At 55.9% G+C, this 18,114-nt stretch carries 14 protein-coding genes and 1 tRNA gene; all 15 read left to right on the top strand.

Features of this window, described 5'->3' with window-relative positions; all coding sequences use genetic code 11:
- The first annotated feature begins 1 nt into the window (after position 1).
- The 15 genes from HCR00_RS00200 to HCR00_RS00270 all read left to right on the top strand — a co-directional run bounded on the left by HCR00_RS00200 (position 2) and on the right by HCR00_RS00270 (position 18,041).
- Positions 2 to 73: transfer RNA gene (locus HCR00_RS00200), tRNA-Gln, on the top strand.
- Positions 74 to 121: 48 nt separating this feature from the next.
- On the top strand, positions 122 to 1,567 hold the full coding sequence (gene glmU, locus HCR00_RS00205; RefSeq protein ID WP_167141765.1) for a bifunctional UDP-N-acetylglucosamine diphosphorylase/glucosamine-1-phosphate N-acetyltransferase GlmU: 1,446 nt from the start codon (positions 122 to 124) through the stop codon (positions 1,565 to 1,567).
- Between the two features lie 5 nt (positions 1,568 to 1,572).
- Positions 1,573 to 2,553 (top strand): ribose-phosphate diphosphokinase, encoded by a 981-nt coding sequence (locus HCR00_RS00210; RefSeq protein ID WP_167141767.1) that lies wholly within the window; start codon positions 1,573 to 1,575, stop codon positions 2,551 to 2,553.
- Between the two features lie 241 nt (positions 2,554 to 2,794).
- On the top strand, positions 2,795 to 3,436 hold the full coding sequence (locus tag HCR00_RS00215; RefSeq protein ID WP_166985425.1) for a 50S ribosomal protein L25/general stress protein Ctc: 642 nt from the start codon (positions 2,795 to 2,797) through the stop codon (positions 3,434 to 3,436).
- A 111-nt stretch (positions 3,437 to 3,547) separates the two neighbouring features.
- The gene (gene pth / locus HCR00_RS00220) at positions 3,548 to 4,129 is read left to right on the top strand and encodes an aminoacyl-tRNA hydrolase (RefSeq protein WP_167141771.1); all 582 of its coding nucleotides are present in this window, start codon (positions 3,548 to 3,550) and stop codon (positions 4,127 to 4,129) included.
- A gap of 18 nt (positions 4,130 to 4,147) precedes the next feature.
- The gene (mfd, locus tag HCR00_RS00225; protein ID WP_167141774.1) at positions 4,148 to 7,741 is read left to right on the top strand and encodes a transcription-repair coupling factor; all 3,594 of its coding nucleotides are present in this window, start codon (positions 4,148 to 4,150) and stop codon (positions 7,739 to 7,741) included.
- Between the two features lie 105 nt (positions 7,742 to 7,846).
- Positions 7,847 to 8,845 (top strand): dihydroxyacetone kinase subunit DhaK, encoded by a 999-nt coding sequence (gene dhaK, locus HCR00_RS00230; RefSeq protein ID WP_167141777.1) that lies wholly within the window; start codon positions 7,847 to 7,849, stop codon positions 8,843 to 8,845.
- Positions 8,845 to 9,480: a dihydroxyacetone kinase subunit DhaL gene (dhaL, locus tag HCR00_RS00235; protein ID WP_167141780.1), complete on the top strand. Its 636-nt coding sequence runs from the start codon at positions 8,845 to 8,847 to the stop codon at positions 9,478 to 9,480. The genes dhaK and dhaL overlap by 1 nt, the downstream gene beginning before the upstream one ends.
- 113 nt (positions 9,481 to 9,593) lie before the next feature.
- Positions 9,594 to 12,050, top strand: a complete 2,457-nt coding sequence (gene ptsP, locus HCR00_RS00240; RefSeq protein WP_167141783.1) for a phosphoenolpyruvate--protein phosphotransferase — start codon at positions 9,594 to 9,596, stop codon at positions 12,048 to 12,050.
- On the top strand, positions 12,047 to 12,769 hold the full coding sequence (locus tag HCR00_RS00245; RefSeq protein ID WP_243854471.1) for a MazG nucleotide pyrophosphohydrolase domain-containing protein: 723 nt from the start codon (positions 12,047 to 12,049) through the stop codon (positions 12,767 to 12,769). Before ptsP ends, HCR00_RS00245 begins: the two co-directional genes overlap by 4 nt.
- Positions 12,770 to 12,774: 5 nt before the next feature.
- Positions 12,775 to 14,085 (top strand): histidine--tRNA ligase, encoded by a 1,311-nt coding sequence (locus HCR00_RS00250; protein WP_167141785.1) that lies wholly within the window; start codon positions 12,775 to 12,777, stop codon positions 14,083 to 14,085.
- A gap of 71 nt (positions 14,086 to 14,156) precedes the next feature.
- Positions 14,157 to 15,437, top strand: coding sequence for a phosphopyruvate hydratase (eno, locus tag HCR00_RS00255; protein ID WP_167141787.1), 1,281 nt, complete (start codon positions 14,157 to 14,159; stop codon positions 15,435 to 15,437).
- 134 nt (positions 15,438 to 15,571) lie between these two features.
- The gene (locus HCR00_RS00260; protein ID WP_166985396.1) at positions 15,572 to 16,099 is read left to right on the top strand and encodes an FtsB family cell division protein; all 528 of its coding nucleotides are present in this window, start codon (positions 15,572 to 15,574) and stop codon (positions 16,097 to 16,099) included.
- Between the two features lie 7 nt (positions 16,100 to 16,106).
- A complete protein-coding gene (locus HCR00_RS00265) occupies positions 16,107 to 16,598 on the top strand; it encodes a DUF501 domain-containing protein (RefSeq protein ID WP_167141790.1) in 492 nt (163 codons plus the stop codon).
- A gap of 108 nt (positions 16,599 to 16,706) precedes the next feature.
- Positions 16,707 to 18,041, top strand: coding sequence for an NAD(P)/FAD-dependent oxidoreductase (locus HCR00_RS00270; RefSeq protein ID WP_167141792.1), 1,335 nt, complete (start codon positions 16,707 to 16,709; stop codon positions 18,039 to 18,041).
- Positions 18,042 to 18,114 lie beyond the last annotated feature (73 nt).

Consider the following 18,114-nt stretch of genomic DNA (forward strand, 5'->3'; position numbering starts at 1 on the left):
TTCCGCCTTAGTGTAACGGCAGCACAGCAGCCTTTGGAGCTGTTAGGTCCAGGTTCGAATCCTGGAGGCGGAGCGATCAGCAACAGCTGATATAACCTATTCGCTTGAGGCAGGTACTTAGATGCGTGATGGCCGGGCAGTAGCGGTTGTGATTTTGGCCGCGGGTCAGGGTACGCGAATGAAATCTTCATTGCCGAAAGTGCTGCACCCGATCGGCGGTCGCGCTTTGATCGAGCACGTGCTCACAACCGCCGAGGGCCTAAACCCAGAATATATTGTGGCGGTTGTGCGACACGAAAAAGAACGGGTTGCTGCAACCATTAGCGCATTCGCGCCAGACGTTCTAATTGTTGAGCAGGATGAGATACCGGGCACCGGACGTGCTGTTGAGAGCGCTCTTGGTGCGCTCCCTGAACACTTTCAGGGCGATGTGGTCGTGCTCTCCGGAGATGTGCCGTTAATTGACGTTGCCACACTTGAGAACCTGCTCGCTGGGCACAGCGAAGCGGGCGCGCAGATGTCTATTTTGTCTGCTATATTCGCCGATCCGAAAGGCCTGGGGCGCATTATTCGCGATGAGAGCGGCGACGTTATTGGCATCGTGGAAGAAAAAGACGCAAGCGTCTTAGAGCGCCAGATAACCGAAATTAACGGCGGAATTTATGTTTTCGACACCGCCGCGTTAGCTGCTGCGCTGCAAACTATCGACACCAACAACGCGCAGGGAGAAAAATACCTGACCGACGCGGCCGCGAAGATTCTTGCAAGCGGCGGTAGGGTGCTCGCGCACGCAACCGACGACAGCTGGGTTATTGCGGGCGTCAACGATCGCGTGCAGCTTGCGGCAGCTGGCACAGAGCTCAACCGCCGCACTATCGAGCAGCATCAAAGAAATGGTGTGACCTTCACAGACCCGGCCGCAAGTTACGTAGACGTTACTGTGCAAATTGCAGCCGACGCTGTTATTGAGCCCGGTTCGATACTGCGCGGTAACACAGTTATTGAATCCGGTGCGGTTGTGGGGCCGGCAACAACTCTCGCAGACACATTTGTTGGCGCGGATGCGCTCGTGCTGCGCTCAGAGGTGCACGGCGCAACAATCGCTGCGAATGCGACAGTCGGGCCATTCTCATACATCCGCCCGGGCACCACCCTCGGCGTCGCAGGTAAGATCGGCGCCTTTGTGGAATCAAAAAACACACAGATTGGTGACGGGGCGAAAGTGCCTCACCTAAGTTATGTGGGAGACGCCAGCATCGGAGCAGAAGCTAATATCGGCGCTGGCACTATCATCGCCAACTATGACGGCGTAAACAAACACCGCACCAATATCGGGGAGAGCGCCCGCGTTGGATCGAAGAGTGTGCTTGTTGCGCCGGTCACAATTGGAGCAGGAGCTTACACAGCGGCAGGAGCCGTTGTGCGTAAGGAGGTTGCGCCGGGCGCGCTCGCAATGAGTGTTGCCGCGCAGCGTAATTTTGAGGGGTGGGTGGCAGCTAACCGCCCAGATACTACTTCAGCAAAAGCCGCAGCAGCAGCAAATATTCCCAAAGATGGAGAGCGTTAACTATTATGAGCGGAATTGAAAAGGCCGGGCAGAAGAAGCTTGTTCTAGTTACGGGTCGCGCCTACCCTGAGCTTGCACACAACGTTGCAGCTGAACTGGGCGCAGAGGTGCTAGAAACCGAGATTCGCACTTTTGCGAGCGGCGAGATTTACGCACGTTTTAATGAAAGCGTGCGCGGCACCGACGCGTTTGTGTTGCAGTCGCACATCGACCCCATCAACGAGAATGTGATGGAACAGCTGATTATGGTCGATGCTCTAAAGCGCGCCTCAGCTAAACGCATTACCGTTGTTGTGCCGTTCTATCCATACTCGCGGCAGGACAAAAAAGGTCGCGGCCGTGAGCCAATTTCAGCCCGTCTGATTGCAGATCTCTTTAAGGCGGCAGGCGCCGATCGGATTATGTCGGTCGATCTGCACGCCGCGCAGATTCAAGGCTTCTTTGACGGTCCGGTGGATCATCTGTTTGCGATGCCGGTGCTGCTCGAGCACTTCCGTGCCCAGTTTAAGGATCGCGACGACCTCACCATTGTGTCACCAGACATGGGTCGTGTGCGCGTGGCTGACGTGTGGAGCGATCAGCTTGGTGCGCCGCTGGCAATTATTCACAAGCGTCGCGACCCGAAGGTAGCAAACCAGGTCAGCGTGCATGAAATTGTGGGTGACGTGAAGGATCGCTGGTGCCTTATGGTTGACGACATGATTGACACCGGTGGCACAATCGCAAAGGCAGCCGAGGCGCTTGTAAAGAACGGCGCGCGCGGCGTAACTATTGCCGCAACCCACCCGATTTTCTCTGGCAAGGCACCTGAGGTGTTAAACGCGCCGCATATTAACGAGGTGGTTGTGACCGATACTCTGCCTGTTCCAGCAGAAAAACATTTCGACAACCTCACCGTGCTGTCAATAGCACCGCTGCTGGCCGCAGCCATTCGTGAGGTGTTCGAAGACGGCTCAGTAACCTCAATGTTTGAGGGCGCAGCTTAAGCAGAGTGGCTCTATGTAGCGTGCTGCGGGTGCGCTGTATCTGTTAATACGGTATGCTTATACGGTACTTCGGCGAGGGAGGCTGGTGCGCGTAGCGGATCTGTCGCAGCGCAGCAAAAATCAGCACTCCGTTATCGACGCGGGCGCCCAGACTTTCTGGTTTCCGTGTGTCTCGACGAGAGCACAAACACAGTTTGGGCAAACACCATCCTCGGTGCCGCCCGTTAGTAAGGAGTAAATTATGAGCAATGCAAGCAAGCTCGACGCAGTTGTGCGCGAGAGCTTTGGTAAGGGTGTAGCGCGTAAGCTACGCGCAGCCGGTCAGACCCCGGTTGTTGTTTACGGCCACGGGATCGACCCACTGCACCTGACTGTAGAGACCCACCCGCTGAGCCTAATCGTGCGTCACAAGAATGCGCTCGTGGAGCTCTCATTCGAGGGTGGCAAACAGCTCGCACTTGTGAAGGATGTGCAGAAGGATCCAGTGCGTCAGATCATCGAGCACGTTGATTTTGTTGTTGTCTCTAAGGGCGAAACCGTTGAGGTTGAAGTTCCTGTGCACGTTGAGGGCGAGCCATTCGCAGGCACCACCGCGCTGCAGGAGACCAACACAATCCTGGTGAGCGCACCAGCAACCGATATTCCAGAGGCCTTCAGTGTTAGCGTTGAAGGTGCTGAAGAAGGCACTCAGATTCTCGCTGGCGACGTTGAACTGCCTAAGGGCGTTGAGCTTGTTGGCGATGCTGAAGCGCTTATCGTGCAGGTAGCTATCCCTGTGGTTGAGACTGAATCAACCATTGATGAGCTTAATGAGACTGAAGAAGCTTCTGATGAAGAGTCTGCTGAAGAATCTGCAGAAGACTCAGAGGAAAGCGCTGAGTAAAGCATTCTTTAAACGAGACCCGCAGGTATTTCTGAGTAAATGCCTGCGGGTCTTTGGTCTTGTTGCATACAAAGGTCAAGATCCGGCAGTAAATAAGAAAGCAGTGATCCCGTGAGCGATACATGGTTGATAGCTGGGCTCGGAAACCCCGGTGCCCGCTATGAGGAAACGCGCCACAACATCGGCGAAATGGCGGTGCAAGAACTGGCTCACCGTATCGGAGCTCGTTTTGCCTCACATCGCACAAACAATCAGATCGCGGAGGGTTGGGAGAGGCCGGGCGGCGCAAAACTTGTGCTTGCGAAACCGCACAGCTATATGAACACCAGCGGCGGGCCGGTGGCTGCCGCTGCAAAGTACTTCAATATCGCACCCGCACGCATTATCGTGCTGCACGACGAATTAGATATTCCCTTTGACACGGTGAGACTTAAAAACGGCGGTGGGCACGGCGGTCACAACGGCCTGCGGGACATCGCAAAAGCTTTAAACACTCCAGACTTTAACCGTGTGCGGATCGGCATTGGCCGCCCACCCGGGCAGATGGATGTCGCTAATTTTGTGCTCTCGCCGTTTACAAAAACAGAGCGGGCAAACCTCGGAGCGCTCATCGCTGACGCTGCGGATGCCGCACTTGAGATCATAAACAACGGCCTGACCGCAGCACAGCAAAAATTTCACGGTCGTGTCTAGGGTCAGGAGAAGCTTGAGATGAGCATTGCCAGCATTACAAATATTCTGCAGCACGACACCACCTTCAAGGCTGCGCTAGCAGCCGCCACAGAAGACACTAATTTTGCGCTGTTAGACGGGCTGAGAGCACCGCTGCTTGCGGCAATTTATAAACGCAGGATCCAACAGGGCAAACTTGGTCCGCTCCTATTAGTGGCGGCGACCAGTCGTGAAGCAGAGCAGCTGAGACTGTCGTTAACAGCTCTCTTGCCAGAGGCTGAAACTGTTGAACTGCCGGCTTGGGAAACACTGCCGCACGAGCGGTTGAGCCCGTCGCGCGAGACGGTTGGCAAACGCATGGTTGCGCTAAACAAACTGCGTAAGCACAACGGAAAAACCCCTCTCGTAGTGGTCGCGTCTGTGCGCGCTATTTTGCAGGCAATCTCACCGGCCGCGGCAGACGCAGAAGCTTTGCGACTCGTTAACGGGGTTAGTGTGGGCGGGCCTAACGGCTTTGCTGAAACTCTTGTGCAACTCGGCTACGACCGTGTTGATATGGTGACAAAACGTGGCGAGTTTGCTGTGCGCGGCGGTATTGTTGACGTTTTCGTGCCGGCGGCAGAATCAGCGGTGCGCATTGATTTTTTCGATGATGAGGTGGACGATCTGCGCCAGTTTGCAGTGACAGACCAGCGCAGCGCAGCCTCAATCAAACATCTAGATATCTGGCCAGCGCGTGAACTGTTGCTGACTCCTGACGTGCGCTCTCGTGCGGGTGCTCTGCGCGCCACCATGCCACAACAGTCAGAACTGTTAGAAAAGATTGCCGCGGGAATCAACGCAGAAGGCATGGAGAGTTTGCTGCCGTATCTGGTTGAGCGGCAGTACGCACTAACTGAACTGCTGCCAGAAAACAGTTGGGTCACTGTTGTCTCCCCAGAAAAGGTGGTGGCGCGAGCTGACAGTCTCGCTGAAACGAACGCTGAGTTTCTTGCCGCTGCTTGGTCTGCTGCGGCAGGGGAGGGGTCTAACACAGTTCCTGTCATGCCCGATGGCGATCATTCCGGTATGTTCACGCTTACCCAGGTACGTGCGCAGGGGGTGCACACCGTCTGGCACACCATGGCAACCTTTGCAGACTCCGCCCAGAGTGTAGAAGCAACACCGCTTGAAACAAGCGTAGGAAGCGATCCGGCAGAACACACCGCGGGACTCATCAAAACCTGGCTGCAGGACAATAAATATGCGGTTGTTGTGGCAGGTTCCACCGGCGCTGCCGACCGCGCCACAGAAATTCTGCTTGAGTTCGGACTGCCGGTTGAGAAAACACCTGCGCTGCCCGACGATCCGCAAGAAAAAATTGTGTATGTGGCGATCGGAGAAGCAGTATCCGGTTTCGCCAGCGCTGGCAGCGGCTTACTATTAGCCACCGAAACTGAACTTTTTGGCAGACAGCTCAGTCAGCAGCAGATGCGCGGAAACAAACCACTGCGTCGCCGCGGAAAAAACGTGGTTGATCCGCTGCAGTTGAAAGCGGGTGACTATGTTGTGCATGAGCGGCACGGTATTGGCCGCTTCATAGAGTTGACACAGCGTGAAATTCCCGCCGACCAACCGGGTGAGAAACCGCAGAAGCGCGAGTATTTGGTGCTCGAGTATGCGCCGAGTAAACGGGGCTTGCCAGCCGATAATCTTTTTGTTCCAACAGATCAGCTTGGGCAGCTATCGCGTTATGTTGGCGCAGAAGCACCGAAGCTTTCAAAAATGGGCGGCAGTGACTGGGCGAGTGCGAAGAAAAAAGCACGCAAGGCGGTGCGCGATATAGCGATCCAGCTTGCGAAGCTTTATGCCGCACGATCGCAGGCCAAAGGGCACGCGTTCTCTCCCGATACACCGTGGCAGAACGAGCTGGAAGAAGCATTCCCGTACGTTGAAACGCAGGATCAAATGGCCGCTATTGAAGCGGTGAAACGGGATATGGAAAGCTCAAGACCGATGGACCGTTTAGTGTCTGGTGATGTCGGTTTTGGGAAAACCGAAATTGCTGTGCGTGCAGCATTTAAGGCCGTGCAGGATAATAAACAGGTTGTTATTCTCGTGCCAACAACGCTGCTTGTAAAACAGCACTTTGAAACTTTCCAGAACCGTTTTGCCGGTTTTCCGGTGCGGTTAAAAGCACTCAGCCGTTTTCAGACAGATAAAGAAGCCAAACAGATTCTTAGCGACCTAGCCGCAGGCAGTATCGACGTGGTTATCGGCACCCATCGCTTGCTGAGTGAAAACGTTAAATACAAGGATCTTGGTCTTGTAGTTATCGATGAGGAGCAGCGTTTTGGCGTTGAGCACAAAGACGCCTTAAAAGCGTTGAAGGCGAATGTCGATGTGCTCGCAATGAGTGCAACCCCGATTCCTCGCACGCTGGAGATGGCGGTGACCGGAATTCGGGAAATGTCGACCCTGGCGACAGCGCCTGAAGATAGACACCCGATTTTAACGTTCGTCGGGCAGTTTAATGAAGCCCAGGTGGCGGCGGCGATCCGTCGTGAAATGCTGCGTGAGGGGCAAATTTTCTTCGTGCACAATCGGGTCAGTTCGATCCATCGCATTGCGAAGAAAATACAGGATTTGGTGCCGGAAGCACGTGTTGCTGTCGCGCACGGCCGGATGGCACAAAACGAGCTAGAGCAGGTGGTTGTTGACTTTTATGAGCGCCAGTATGACGTGCTGGTGACGACAACCATTGTTGAAACCGGACTGGATATCGCAAACGCGAACACGATCATTATTGACGGTGCAGAAAAATACGGTCTCAGCCAGTTGCATCAGCTGCGCGGTCGCGTGGGGCGCAGCCGGGAAAGAGCGTACGCCTACTTCCTTTACGATCCGGCGAAACCGCTGACCGAGGCTGCCTATGAGCGTCTGGACACTATCGCTCAGCACAACGAGCTTGGTGCAGGTATGCAGGTGGCGCTGAAAGACCTCGAACTGCGTGGTGCTGGCAACCTGCTTGGCGGAGAGCAGTCGGGGCATATTGCGGGTGTTGGATTCGACCTCTACCTGCGTATGATTGGCGAGGCGGTTGACACCTTTAAGGGTGAAGATATTAAAGAAAACGTTGAGCTGGTGATTGAAATTCCGGTGGATGCGCGCATTCCCGATGAGTTTATTGACTCGGAGCGGTTGCGTCTTGAGGCCTATCAGAAGCTTGCGGCGGCGGCGCACCCGAACGCTGCCGAGGGCGCAATTGATCTCGTGCTCGAAGAGTTGACAGACCGCTACGGTGCTGTGCCAGAGCAGGTTGCTGAACTGGTTAAGGTGACGCGTATACGTAAAACCGCTGCAGCCCTGGGGGCTACCAAAGTGCTTGTGTTAGACGGTGTGCTGCGGATCGAGGCGGTCACCCTGCCAGAGTCACGCCAGCTGCGCCTTGTGCGCCTCTATCCTGGGGCTGAATATGATGACAGTCGCGGCCGGATGACTGTGCCGCTCCCGCGCGGTCTGCAGAAGGGCTACGTCTCGCAGTGGGATGCACCGCAACTGTCGCCCGATGAAGCCTTAGACGGAGACCTGGTTGCCTGGATTGCGAGAGTTTTTGAAAATATTTTCGCACCCCCAAAAACCCAGACAGAATAGCTTTGCGCAATCGCCGTGTGCAACAGTTTTTCAGCAACTTAGCGGGAAAATGGAAGAGCGCTTTCGTTTTTGCGAAAAGCGAGAACTTACCGATTGGAGAGCCGCATGAAGAAACTCATAAACGATCCGGAGCAGGTTGTTGCCGAATCTCTCGCGGGTGTTGCCGCGGCGCACGATAGTGTGCGAGTGGATTTTGAACATCAGATTGTATACCGCGCTGCGGGGCCAAAGCAGGGCAAGGTTGGCGTGATTTCTGGTGGTGGCTCAGGTCACGAACCACTGCACGGCGGCTATGTCGGTGAGGGGATGCTGGACGCCGCTGTTGCCGGCCAGATGTTCACCTCACCAACCCCAGATCAAGTTGCCGCCGCGATTAAAGGCGTTGACGGCGGAGCTGGTGTGCTGCAGATCATTAAAAATTACACTGGCGACGTCATGAACTTTGAAATGGCAGCAGAGCTGGCAAACGCTGAAACCGGTGTTGAAGTTGCCAGCGTCATCGTGAACGACGATGTTGCTGTTGAAGACTCAAGCTTTACAGCCGGTCGCCGTGGCGTTGGCCTCACCGTGCTTCTCGAAAAAATTGTCGGCGCTGCCGCCGAAGCCGGGCAAGACCTTAAGAGCGTGAAGAAACTCGCCGAAGAGGTTATAGCTAACGGCCGTTCGATGGGCGTGGCTTTGACAAGCTGCACAGTGCCGCACGTCGGCCACCCAACTTTTGAACTGCCAGAAGACCAAATGGAGATGGGAGTTGGCATTCACGGTGAACCCGGTCGTCGCCGCGTTGCATTAGCGCCGGCAGCTGACATTGCCAAGGAGATGGTGGATTCCATCCTTGAAGATCTCGATTTCCAAGGATCGGAGACCATCGTGATGGTGAACGGTCTCGGCGCTACGCCACAGATTGAGCTGTACCTCATGTACGGTGAGGTAGCGAAGCTGCTTGCAGAACGCGGTGTTAAAGTAGCGCGCAACCTTGTAGGTAACTACATAACAGCACTGGATATGGCCGGGTGCTCGCTCACGATCCTGAAAGCAAACGATGAGATTCTGAAGCTGTGGGACGCACCCGTAAAGACACCAGCATTAAGGTGGGGCAAGTAATGACTGAGACGGTTTCAATTGCACAGCTCACAAACTGGCTCAACACATTTCGTGACACAGTTGGTGAAAATAAAGAGTATTTAACCAATCTAGACGCAGAGATAGGTGACGCCGACCACGGCTCCAACATGGCTCGCGGCACGACAGCTGCCGCAGATAAGCTTGCCGCTGACAACCCAGATACTGTTGCAGCGCTTGGCAAAGCCTTCGGCATGACCCTTGTAAGCACCGTCGGTGGTGCAAGCGGCCCACTGTTTGGCACTTTCTTCCTACGCTTTGGCGTTTCAGCCGGAGAGGTTACCGAACTTGATGCGGGCGCCCTTGCAGCAGCGCTGCGTGCAGGAGCTGAGGGTGTTGTAGCCCGCGGCAAAGCCGAGCTGCAGGATAAAACCATGGTTGATGTCTTGCTTCCCGCTCTCGACGAGCTAGATAAACAACTGGCAGACGGCGCTGCGCTTAGCGACGCGCTCGCGGCGGCAGCTGATAAAGCTGAGACTGCGCGTGATGCAACCGGGCCGCTAGTTGCGAAAAAGGGGCGAGCAAGCTATCTGGGAGATCGCAGTATCGGGCATATTGATCCCGGTTCAGCCTCAACCGCATACCTCTTCCGTGCGCTGGCAGACAGCGTCGCCTAAGGTAAACAACTCGGATTCACCCTGAAACCTACTGTTTTCGCAGACTGGTCGAGTTTTTAAATCCTTGATCAGTCTGCGAACTCGGTGGTAGAGATTCAAAGGACAGGATCAGTATGGCCGTTGGTATCGTCGCCGTTTCACACAGTTTGCCGCTTGCAGAGGCAGCTCGAGATCTCGCCCTGCAGATGATTTCGGGAGAGCAGCCCCCGCTTGCGCTTGCCGCTGGGACGCCAGAGGGCGAATTTGGTACCGATGCGGTTGCTGTCGCCGAAGCGATTGCTGCGGTGGACAGCGGCGACGGAGTGCTTGTGCTCGTTGATCTCGGATCAGCGATCCTGTCAGCCGAGATGGCGCTTGAGTTTCTGCCCGATCCTGACCTGGATGTGCGAATTATCTCGGCGCCGTTTGTCGAAGGTCTGCTGGCTGGTGTAGTGCGCGCTGCTACCGGTGGAAGTATCGATGAAGTGGCAGAGGAAGCACGCGCCGCCCTGATCCCGAAACAACAGCAGCTTGGCGATACCGCTGAGCAGCCGACTGTGAGCGTTGATACCGCAGCGACTGATGAAGTGCGGCGCACAGCTACGATTGTTAACGCTGCGGGGCTGCACGCGAGACCTGCTGGCCGCATCGCTGAAGAGCTTGCGCAGTTTAACGCGAGCGTCACTATCCAAAAAGCAGGACGCGACGCGGTGAGCGCCCGTAGCCCACTGATGGTGGCTGGTCTCGGCACCCGCGGTGGTGACACTGTCACACTCAGCGCAAACGGAGCAGACGCAACTGCGGCGCTCGACCATCTCGAAAACATGATCGCGGACGGCTTTGGCGAGCTAGTTGAAAATCTCGTGGAGCAACCGGCTGCTGCGGCCGCGGGTGCCGATCCGCAACCTGTTGACGCTCGAAACCACAGCGCGCCAACTAGGCCTTTGGGCGTGAGCTCTGGACGAGTGCTCGGGCCTGTGGCGCGCATGGCTGCGCCGGTGAGCGAACCAATAGCACACGGCACTATCGCTGAAAATGAGCGTGCAGCCGAGAAGCAACGAGTTATTGAAGCTGTGACACAGGTGACGGCGGAGTTAGAGGAGTTAGCCGCGACGGCGACGGGCACCGCTCAGGAGGTTTTAGCTGCAACCGCTAAACTTGCGGCGGATCCTGTGATCATCAGCGAAGCCGGCGCAAAAATTATCGATCAGGGCAGGCCCGCAGCAAACGCTGTGTGGGATGTTTTGCGCGATATCGCCCGGCAGTTTACGGCCGGCGGAGGCGAGCTCGCTGAGCGTGCCAGCGACGTGAGAGATGTGCGTGCGCGCATTGTGGCGAAACTGACCGGGCAGCAGCTGCCCGGCATCCCGAACCTGAAGCAACCATTCATCCTGGTGGCACATGATCTAGCGCCGGCTGACACCGCAACGCTCAACCCTAAGACCTGTCTTGGTATTGTGCTCGGATCAGGTGGCCCGACCTCGCATACAGCTATTTTGGCGCGTGCACTTGGCATCCCGGCGGTGATTGATGCGGCAGCATTTGCCGAATTGGAAGACGGGGAAGAGATTGTTATAGACGGGGAGACGGCTGAGGTAATCAGACAGCCAAACGATAGCGACAAACTGGATGCGCGCACCGCACCACAGCTTTTGAGCGACCTTCCGCCTTTTGCAGGGCCGGGTCGTTTGGCATCTGGCGAGACCGTACAGATACTCGCGAACGTTGGGAGCAGCAAGGATGTTGCCGCAGCGGTCGAACGTGGCGCTGAGGGTGTTGGTTTGTTCCGCACAGAATTCTGCTTCCTAGGCAGAGAAACAGCGCCGAGCCTGACTGAACAGGTGGCGGCGTATGCAGAAGTGTTGCAGGGTTTTAAAGGCCGAAAAGTCGTTGTGCGCACACTCGATGCCGGCAGCGATAAACCGCTTCCGTTTGTAACTCCCGCAGCTGAAGAAAACCCTGCGCTTGGTGTGCGCGGCTACCGCACAAGCTGGAACTATCCAGATGTGTTGACCACACAGCTTGCCGCGATTGCGCAGGCAGCAACTCAAGTGCCAGAAACTGATGTGTGGGTGATGGCGCCAATGATTGCAACGCTTGAAGAGACGCACAGCTTTGTCGAAGAGGCGCGCCACGCAGGCTTAAAACACGTCGGCATTATGGTTGAAACCCCAGCAGCCGTTGGCTTGGCTGACCAGATCGCTGAAGTTGTGGATTTTGTCAGCGTTGGCACTAACGACCTCGCGCAATACACTATGGCCGCAGACCGAATGGCCACCGACCTCGCCCATCTTAATTCTCCGTGGCAACCCGCTCTTTTGCGACAGCTGCGCGCGCTTGGCGAAAACTGCGCTGACACAGCTGTTTCGATCGGAGTTTGCGGGGAATCCGCGAGCGATCCGCTGCTCGCAGGGGTGCTTGTCGGGCTTGGGGTAAACAGCCTCTCAATGACAGCTAATGCCGTGCCGGTGGTTGGCGCAGCGATTGCCGGTTACACTATGGAACAGTGCCAGCAGGCGGCCGCAGCCGCTTGCAATGCTGAAAGCGCAGAGGCTGCAAGACGCGCTGTGAGAGAGATTCTCGCAGCGTGAGCGCAAACTCTGCAACCGGGGTCATAGGGATTGAGCGCGCCCGTGCCGTTGTGCGTCAGATGGTCTCCCCGGGTGGCTGTCCGTGGCACGCTGAGCAGACCCACACATCGCTGCTTAAATATCTGATCGAAGAGACTGCGGAAGTTGTTGAGGCGATTGAAGCAGGTGAATCCGCTGAGATTGTTGCAGAAGAACTTGGTGATGTCCTTTATCAGGTGCTCTTTCACACCGAGATTGCAGCCCAGGCAGGGGAGGGCTACAACCTAGATTCAGTTGGTGAGGCGCTCGCCGCAAAGCTCATCGCTAGACATCCGCATGTGTTCAGCGATCGCGGTTATATGTCGAGTGAGGAGCTTAAGACAGAGTGGGAAAATCTGAAACGTGATGCCACCGCTCACCGCGCGGTGCGGGGCGTGTTTGACGGGATCCCCAGCGCGATGCCGACTCTGGCCAAAGCAGCAAAAATGATGAATCGGATCGCGCACCATCAAGATGCTGCAGTGCGCAGGTCGCTGACAGCATTTCTCACTGCAGCAGAAGCCGATACGACAGACAAAAAACAGGCGAGCAATACCACCGGGAAAGAGCAAGCAATAAACGAACGCGACTTCGGGAAAGAGCTTTTGCGTTTGGTGCAGGAAGCAAACGCAGACGGTGTAGACCCCGATGCGGCGCTGCGACAGACTTTGCGAGAACTAACCGAGCGCGTGGCAAGATAGTTAGTATGGCTCAACAGGTGAATCCACCGCGTGGGATGCGCGATTTTCTTCCGGCTCAGAAACTAAAACGCGAGCGCGCGCTCGCAATCATCCGTGAGGTGTATGCGGCGCACGGTTTTGATGAGATTGAAGCTCCGGTAATTGAAGACTATGCTCGGCTGCACGCAGGTCTCGGGGGTGATAATGAGAAACTGTCATTCTCCATTCTGAAGCGCGGGCTGCGTCAGGAACAGCTTGAGAATGCTGTCGCAACAGGCGCAGGTGATGTGCTCTGTGATCTCGGTTTACGATTTGATTTAACAGTGCCGCTGGCCCGCTACTACGCAAGCAACCGAGCAGATTTGCCGGCAACCTTCCGGGCGGTGCACATCGGGCCGGTCTGGCGAGCCGAACGCCCGCAGAAGGGTCGCTACCGGCAGTTTGTGCAGGCCGATATTGATATCATCGGTGAGCCTGGCCTGCTCGCTGAAGCAGAGCTAATCACTGCTACAAGCGCCGCACTAGCCCGGCTTGGGCTCGCTGGGTGCGTCATCCGTATCAACGATCGCAGGTTGCTAGCTGCGCTCCTTGACTACTGCGGGTTCAACGCTGCAGACTCGGATCGAGTTCTGATAACGATTGACAAGCTAGACAAAATCGGGGTGCAGGGAGTTATTGATGAGTTGCGCGGTTTTGGCGCTGAGTTTGTGACACCTGCGGTAAAACTGGAACACATACTGAACTCTTATAGTGAAGCCGCTTGTGCGGGGGATATTGCGCTCACCGAGTCTGGTATTGCAGCAGTGCTCCCTAACGATTTAGCGCCGGAGGTAACCAGCGCGCTCATCTCCCTCGGTGAGATGGTAGCGCCGGGGCTCCCCGCGGGCGTACGACTAGCTTTCGATCCGACGCTGGTGCGGGGCATGGGATACTACACGGGCACAATTTTCGAGATCGCGCATCCAGGCTCTGGCAGTTCGGTCGGCGGTGGCGGGCGCTACGACGGTATGATTGGCCGCTTCCTCAGCCAGTCGGTGCCCGCTGTTGGATTCTCCATCGGCTTTGAGCGCATTATCGATCTGATTGATCTGCCACCAGCTGCGGATCAACGTGCTGTTGCGCTGATCGCTGATAAGGCGGTGGATCCGGCAGTGCTTTTGCGGATCAAGGCTGAGCTTATCGCTAGCGGTGCCCGGGTGCAGATCGCTACACGCACCAAGAATGTGCGTCCGCTGTTGGATCGTTTCGAGCTTGACGGTTTCACAGAGTTTGCAAACGTGCGCCCGGAGCACACGTCGATGCACGATCTTGATTTTAAAGTTTTTGCGGAAAGTTAAAGCAACCGCTTCGTTACACTTATAGTTAGACCGGGATTGGTCGGCTATCCACCATGAAGGAGTAAAATTCAGTGGCTTATGTAGATGCAGTATTTGCCCGTGAGATTCTTGACTCACGCGGAAACCCAACCGTTGAGGTTGAGGTCGTGCTCTCAGATGATTCAGTCGGCCGCGCTGCGGTGCCGTCGGGTGCTTCAACAGGTGAGTTTGAGGCATATGAGTTGCGTGATGGTGACAAGGATCGCTACCTTGGCAAGGGCGTGCAGAAGGCTGTGGAGGGTGTTTTTTCAGTCCTCGGCCCAGCCATTGAAGGTCTGCCAGCCGACGACCAGCGTTTGATCGACCAAACCCTGATTGAAGCAGACGGCAGTGACAACAAAGAAAAAATTGGCGCTAACGCAATTCTTGGCGTCAGTCTTGCTGTTGCCGCTGCGGCCGCTGAATCGGCCGATCTGCCGTTATTCCGCTACATTGGTGGGCCAACCGCTTGCACTCTGCCGGTGCCGCTTATGAACATCATCAACGGTGGTGCGCACGCTGATACCGGTGTTGATATTCAAGAGTTTATGATTGCTCCGCTCGGCGCTGAGACCTTCTCAGAGGCGCTGCGTTGGGGTGTTGAGGTTTACCACTCTCTGAAGAAGGTTCTGCAAGAGAAGGGTCTCAACACCGGGCTTGGTGATGAGGGTGGTTTCGCGCCAGACCTGCCAAACAACGCTGCTGCGCTCGACCTAATTCTTGAAGCTATTACGCGCGCCGGTTACCAGCCAGGCACCGATATTGCGCTAGCCCTCGACGTTGCGTCAAGCGAATTCCACGAGAACGGCACCTACACCTTTGAGGGGAAGGCGCGCAGTGCGGCCGAAATGATTGAGTACTTCAAAGATCTGGTAGAGAAGTACCCGCTTGTTTCGATCGAGGATCCGCTCGACGAGAACGACTGGGACGGCTGGGCTGCTCTCACCGAAGAACTCGGTCATAAGGTGCAGCTTGTGGGTGATGACCTCTTTGTCACCAACCCGCAGCGTCTGGGTGACGGTATTGCATCAGGTGCGGCAAACTCACTGCTGGTGAAGGTGAATCAGATCGGCACTCTAACCGAGACCGCAGATGCGATTAAACTGGCGCAGCGCAACCAGTACACCACCATCATGTCGCACCGTTCAGGTGAAACCGAAGACACCACCATCGCAGACCTGGCGGTTGCGTTTGAAACCGGTCAGATCAAAACCGGTGCACCCGCCCGCAGTGACCGCGTTGCGAAATACAACCAGTTACTGCGCATCGAAGAGGAGCTTGGTGAGTCAGCTGAGTACGCTGGCACGGAGGCTTTTCCGCGCTTCGTAGGTTAATTTTTAGAGGACGGTTCTAAAATGGTGGGGCAGACTGACGCAGTTTGCCCCACTTAATTTTGAATACAGCGCACACTAAAACTAGAACGTAAGTATCCTTAATCCCAAAAGCAAAACAAAGGTAGCGATCCCCTATGGCCGAAAACCGTATTTCCCGCTGGGGTGGCTATGTGCGCGACTGGGCAGCGAGTTTGCGTTTTGGCGGCATGACAATTTTGCTTTTTGTGATCATCGTGAGTGGTGTGCTCGTGATTGGGCCGCAGGTTAGTGTTTACGTGAACCAGCGGCAGGAAATTGCGCAGCTGCAACAGCAACTCACCAAGCTGAAAGAAGAGCAGGCTCGCGAACAAAAGGCCTTTGAGGCCTGGAACGACCCAAGCTATGTGCGTGCTGAGGCGCGCAACCGACTCTCTTATGTGCTGCCGGGTGAGACACAACTGAGTGTCATTATGGATATTGACCTGACGCCCACCAAACATCACAAAACTGAAGAGCAGTTAACCCAAGCGCCGCAGAGCTGGGTGACAAATCTGCTTGCATCAGCCGTTATCGCGGGAACCGCAAAACAGATTGATGCTGAAAATGCTCCGCCTGATCCCGCCACTGATGCAACAGATCCGGAAGTGGATCCCGATACTGATCCTGCCGCTCCGACCGAATAGAGAATTGATGCCTCGTCCACCGTATACAAAACCAACCGCCGTCGATATCGCCACCGTGACAGAGCAGCTTGGCCGCCAAGCTCGTGGAGTTGTCGGTATCGCTGCCCGCACCGCAAGCGGGGAGCCAACCGTTGTTGCGACGGCGCCGCGGCTAGAAGACGGCACACCGTTTCCAACGTTTTACTATCTCTGCCACCCTGCGGCGGTAGCTGCCGCATCGCGCTTGGAGGCTAGCGGATTCATGGTTGAGCTGAATGAGCGCTTGGCTGACGATGCTGAGTTGCGCGCGCAGTATGAGAGTGCGCACACATCCTTTATTGCCGATCGCGACAGTGTCGGTGAAGTTGCTGAGATTTCAGGAGTGAGCGCCGGAGGAATGCCAACCCGTGTGAAGTGTCTGCACGCTCTTATTGCGCACGCGCTGGCGGCTGGCCCCGGAGTTAACCCGATCGGAGATATCGCGCTGGCAGCGAGCGATTTTGATCCCGCAGCACACTAATTGGTGACTGCAAAATTAGATAGATATAGTTGTTAATTGGGTGGAAATCCCAAATTACACGCGCAAAGCATAAAATTGCCGAGCATAAGTTCCAAGGAGCATACGTCTGTGACGAAGAAAATTCTGATCGTCGGTGGCGGTTACGCCGGTTTCTACACCGCATGGAAGCTTGAGAAGCACCTGCGTGAGGGCGAAGCAGAGGTGACCATTGTTGATCCGCTGCCGTACATGCAGTATCTGCCGTTCCTCCCAGAGGTAGCCGCGGGATCAATCGAGCCACGCCACGCCGTGGTGTCACGCCGTCGCCATCTCAAGCACACGAAAGAATTGCACGGCAAGGTAACCGGTATCAGTCACAGCGCAAAGAGTGCGACCATTCAGCTCACTGACGGCAGTACTACCGAGTTTGTCTACGATCACATTGTGATCACCACCGGCTCAGTGTCTCGCACCTTCCCGATTCCTGGTATCGCCGACAACGCAATTGGCATGAAGACGATTGAAGAGGCGGCAGCTGTGCGCGACCGTTTGGTTGGCAACTTTGAGCGTGCTGCGTCACTGCCTGCTGGTTCACCCGAGCGTCAGCGTTTGCTCACTGTGACCGTTGTTGGCGGTGGTTTTGCCGGTATTGAAACTATTTCAGAGTTGCGCAGCTTCGCAACCTCAATGCTGCAGCGTTACCCAGAGATCACTTTTGATGAAACTAAGTTTCACCTCATCGAAGCGATGGGGCGCATCATGCCAGAGGTGAGCGCAGAACTGGCTGACTGGGTGGTTGCAGACCAGACTCGTCGCGGTGTGGAAATTCACCTTGACACCCAGCTTAAGGACGCCACCGACGGTAAGATTCAGCTGTCAACCGGCGAGGCATACGAATCAGACCTGATCATTTGGACAGCTGGTGTTATGCCGCGTCCGTTCTTGCGCGACACCGACTTGCCTATTGGGCCACGCGGTCACGTTATCGGCAGCCCAACACTGCAGGTGACTACCGAGGAGGGTGCTGTCGTTGAGGGTGCCTGGACAGCCGGTGACACCTCGCAAACACCAGATATCTCGAACACTCCTGGGCCTGGCGGGTTCTGTGTTCCAAACGCACAGCACGCTGTGCGTCAGGGCAAGCTGCTTGCGCGCAACATTGTTTCCGCGCTGCGCGGTGAGGGGCTTGTGGAGTACAAGCACGACAACCTTGGCGCTGTTGCCGGTCTCGGCTTGAACACCGGTGTATTCCAGTCGCGTAAAGTGCAGCTGAAGGGCTACGTTGCTTGGCTGGCGCACCGTTTCTACCACGGTATGGCGATCCCATCCTTCGAGCGCAAGGTGCGCGTATTCGGCGGCTGGGTGGGTCATTTCTTCTGGCGTCGTGACGCAGTAGGAATTGAAGCAAATCAAGAGCCGCGCGCTGTGTTTGAAGAATTTGCGGCACGCCCAAAAGGTGACTAACGGCCTAAATTTTTAAATCTTTAGTCTCGCGCGCCCGACTAGACACAAACACTAAGTTAAGTCAGTTCGGGTG

The organism is Canibacter zhoujuaniae, from assembly GCF_011752005.1.
Classification (GTDB): domain Bacteria; phylum Actinomycetota; class Actinomycetes; order Actinomycetales; family Microbacteriaceae; genus Canibacter; species Canibacter zhoujuaniae.